The 3971-nt window shown below is 68.7% G+C and carries 3 protein-coding genes and 1 pseudogene; all 4 read left to right on the top strand.

Going from position 1 to position 3971, the window contains the following annotated elements; translation table 11 throughout:
• A pseudogene (locus RUH65_RS15375) lies at positions 1-737 on the top strand (hypothetical protein); the annotation flags it as partial.
• Positions 734-1480 carry a GntR family transcriptional regulator gene (locus tag RUH65_RS15370; RefSeq protein WP_313818515.1) on the top strand — a complete coding sequence of 249 codons (747 nt, stop codon included), beginning with the start codon at positions 734-736 and terminating at the stop codon, positions 1478-1480. The pseudogene RUH65_RS15375 and the gene RUH65_RS15370, both read left to right, overlap by 4 nt.
• A 17-nt stretch (positions 1481-1497) precedes the next feature.
• Complete coding sequence (hpaE, locus tag RUH65_RS15365) at positions 1498-3036, top strand: 5-carboxymethyl-2-hydroxymuconate semialdehyde dehydrogenase (RefSeq protein ID WP_313818514.1); 1539 nt, start codon at positions 1498-1500, stop codon at positions 3034-3036.
• Between the two features lie 85 nt (positions 3037-3121).
• Positions 3122-3971: 3,4-dihydroxyphenylacetate 2,3-dioxygenase (gene hpaD, locus RUH65_RS15360; protein ID WP_313818513.1), on the top strand; the 850-nt coding region annotated here is incomplete at its 3' end.

The raw sequence follows: 3971 nt of genomic DNA, 5'->3' as shown, positions 1-3971 counted from the left end.
ACACCCCCTCCGCGGACCGCACCCTGCTGACCGTGGAGCTGCGGGCCAAGATCGAGGAGACCGCGGTCGCCACCATCACCGCCCAGCTGCGCAAGCGCGGTATCGACAACGCCACCATCGACGGCGTGCGGCCCACCCACCCGGGCCAGCGCATCCTCGGCTACGCCAAGACCCTGCGCTACGTGCCCAACCGCGAGGACCTGTTCAAGCGCTTCGGCGGCGGGTTCAACGCTCAGAAGCGCGCGATGGACAGCGTGGAGCCGGACGACGTGGTGGTCATGGAGGCCCGCGGCGAGACGGGCACCGGGACCCTCGGAGATGTCCTGGCGCTGCGCGCCCAGGTCCGGGGCGCCACCGCGGTGGTGACCGACGGCGGCGTGCGGGACTCCGCGGCCGTCGCCGAGGTCGGCCTGCAGGTCTACTCCAACGGCGCGCACCCGGCCGTGCTCGGCCGGCGCCACATCCCCTGGGAGGTGGGCGGCACGATCGCCTGCGGTGGCACCACCGTCCAGCCCGGGGACATCATCATCGGTGACGACGACGGTGTGGTCGTGGTTCCCCCGGACCTGCTGGAGGAGGTCGTCAACGACGCCTTTGAGCAGGAGCAGCAGGACGCCTGGGTGTTCGACCGTGTGGCCGAGGGGCACCCGGTGGACGGGCTGTTCCCGCCGAACGCCGAGTGGAAGTCGACGTATGCGGACTATCGCGCGAGCCGCGTGGACCGGGACGAACGATGACCACGATCACCGCCGACACGGCCGGACGAGATCCGGTGAACCGGGGGGCAGGTGATCAGGATGCCGGGGCGGGAACGTCCAAGGCGGACCTGGCCTACCAGCGGATCCTGTCCGGCATCAATGCCGGCCGCTATGCGCCCGGCGCCCGGCTGGTGCTCGCCCAGCTCGCCGCCGAACTCGAGATGTCCGTGGTCCCCGTGCGGGAGGCCATCCGGCGCCTGCAGTCGGAGTCGGTGGTGGCCTATACCCGCAATGTCGGGGCGACCGTGATCGGGATCGATCCGGAGATCTACCACGACACCATGGAGACGCTGGCGCTGGTGGAGGGCTACTCCACAGCACTGTGCGCCCCCCTGGTCACCGCGGAGGAGATCGAGAGGGCGCGGGCCATCAACGAGCGGATGCGCGCACTCCTGGCGGACTTCAACGCCGTGGAGTTCACCCGGCTCAACAAGGAATTCCACTCCGTGCTGTTCGAGCACCACCAGAACAGCCACATCCTGGACCTCGTCCACCGGGGCTGGGCCCGCCTGGCCGCGCTGCGCTCCTCGACCTTCGCCTACGTGCCCCACCGTGCCGACAGCTCGGTGGCCGAACACGACCACCTGCTGGACCTGATCGCCGCCGGTGCCGAGTTCGGCGCGGTGGAGCAGGCCGCCCGCCACCACCGACTCAACACCCTGAACGCCTACCTGGACCACGTCGCCGCGAGCAATGGCGACGCCGACTCACCATCTGTCTGACGACCGAGAGGACCATCATGACTGCCCAGAGCAATGACTTCGTTCCCGCGAACCTGCCGGGGAAGATCCAGCACTACATCGGCGGACAGCACGTCGACTCCATCGATGGAGACACGTTCGACGTGCTGAACCCGGTCACCAACCAGCCCTACCTGCAGGCCGCCTCCGGCAAGGTTGCGGACATCGATGCCGCCGTGGCCGCCGCCAAGGACGCCTTCGAGAACGGCCCGTGGCCGACCATGCTCCCGCGCGAGCGCTCCCGGGTGCTGCACAAGATCGCGGACATCGTGGAGACCCGCGGCCAGGAGCTGGCCGAGATGGAGTGCTACGACACCGGCTTGCCGATCTCCCAGGCGCTGGGCCAGGCCCGCCGTGCCGCTGAGAACTTCCGCTTCTTCGCGGACCTGATCGTGGCCCAGCACGATGACGCGTTCAAGGTCCCCGGCCGCCAGGCGAACTACGTCAACCGCAAGCCGATCGGCGTGGCCGGGCTCATCACCCCGTGGAACACCCCGTTCATGCTCGAGTCCTGGAAGCTCGGCCCGGCCATCGCCACCGGCAACACCGTGGTGCTCAAGCCGGCGGAGTTCACCCCGCTGTCCGCGTCCCTCTGGCCGGGCATCTTCGAGGAGGCCGGGCTGCCGGCCGGCGTGTTCAACATGGTCCACGGCTATGGCGAGGAGGGCTTCGCCGGGGACTCCCTGGTCAAGCACCCGGACGTGCCGCTGATCTCCTTCACCGGTGAGTCCCGCACCGGGCAGATCATCTTCGCCAACGCGGCCCCGTACCTGAAGGGCCTCTCCATGGAACTCGGTGGCAAGTCCCCGGCCGTGGTCTTCGAGGACGCGGACCTGGACGCGGCGATCGACGCAACCGTCTTCGGGGTCTTCTCCCTCAACGGCGAACGCTGCACCGCGGGCTCCCGCATCCTGGTCCAGCGCGGCATCTACGACGAGTTCGTTGAGCGCTACTCGGCCCAGGCGAAGCGCGTGAAGGTCGGCCTGCCCCACGAGGAGACCACCGAGGTCGGCGCCCTGGTCCACCCCGAGCACTTCGAGAAGGTGATGTCCTACGTGGAGATCGGCAAGTCCGAGGCCCGCCTGACCGCCGGCGGCGGCCGCCCGGAGGAGTTCCCCGAGGGCAATTTCATCCAGCCGACCGTCTTCGCCGACGTCTCCCCGGAGGCCCGGATCTTCCAGGAGGAGATCTTCGGCCCGGTGGTGGCCATCACCCCGTTCGACACGGACGAGGAGGCCCTTGAGCTGGCCAACAACACCAAGTACGGCCTGGCCGCGTACATCTGGACGAACGACCTCAAGCGGTCCCACAACTTCGCCCAGAACGTCGAGGCCGGCATGGTGTGGCTGAACTCCAACAACGTCCGCGACCTGCGCACCCCCTTCGGCGGTGTGAAGGCCTCCGGCCTCGGGCACGAGGGCGGCTACCGCTCGATCGACTTCTACACCGACCAGCAGGCCGTGCACATCAACCTCGGCGAGGTCCACAACCCGGTCTTCGGCCGGCAGGAGCAGGCCGCCGAGGAGCTCCAGGCGTGACCGGGCCCGGCTCCTCCACACCGCGCCGGCTGACCACCCCGTCTTCGCCGTCCTCCCCGTTGACCCCCGCAAAGTAAGGACCATCATGACCCACCTCGACGACCGGACGATGACGTCCTCCGGCTTCTATGTCTCCCAGGAAGCCCCCATCGTCTCCGACAACCCCGTCCCGACCCCGCAGGCCCCCGCCCCGGACATCCTGCGCTGCGCCTACATGGAACTCGTGGTCACGGACCTGCAGCGCTCCCGCGAGTTCTACGTGGACGTGCTCGGCCTGACCGTCACCGAAGAGGACGAGAACACGATCTACCTGCGGTCCCTGGAGGAGTTCATCCACCACAACCTGGTCCTGCGCCAGGGACCGGTGGCCGCCGTCGCCGTCTTCTCCTACCGCGTGCGCAGCCCGGAAGACCTGGACAAGGCCGTGGCCTTCTACGAGGAGCTCGGCTGCCGTGTGGAGCGCCGCCAGGAGGGCTTCACGCAGGGCATCGGCGACTCGGTGCGCGTGGAAGACCCGATGGGCTTCCCCTACGAGTTCTTCCACGAGGTGGAGCACGTCGAGCGCCTGGCCTGGCGCTACGACCTCTACACCCCGGGGGCCCTGGTCCGGCTGGACCACTTCAACCAGGTCACCCCGGACGTGCCGCGCGCCACGAAGTTCATGCAGGACCTGGGCTTCCGCGTCACCGAGGACATCCAGGACGACGAGGGCACCGTGTATGCCGCCTGGATGCGCCGCAAGTCGACCGTGCACGACACGGCCATGACCGGCGGAGACGGCCCCCGCATGCACCACGTCGCCTTCGCCACCCACGAGAAGCACAACATCCTGGCGATCTGCGACAAGATGGGCGCCCTGCGCATCTCGGACCGGATCGAGCGCGGTCCCGGGCGCCACGGCGTGTCCAATGCGTTCTACCTGTACATCCTGGACC

Origin of the sequence: Citricoccus sp., from assembly GCF_032154715.1 — a bacterium.
Classification (GTDB): domain Bacteria; phylum Actinomycetota; class Actinomycetes; order Actinomycetales; family Micrococcaceae; genus Citricoccus.
The sequence above is the reverse complement of the archived record's forward strand: the minus strand, read 5'-3'. Positions and strand labels throughout refer to the sequence as shown.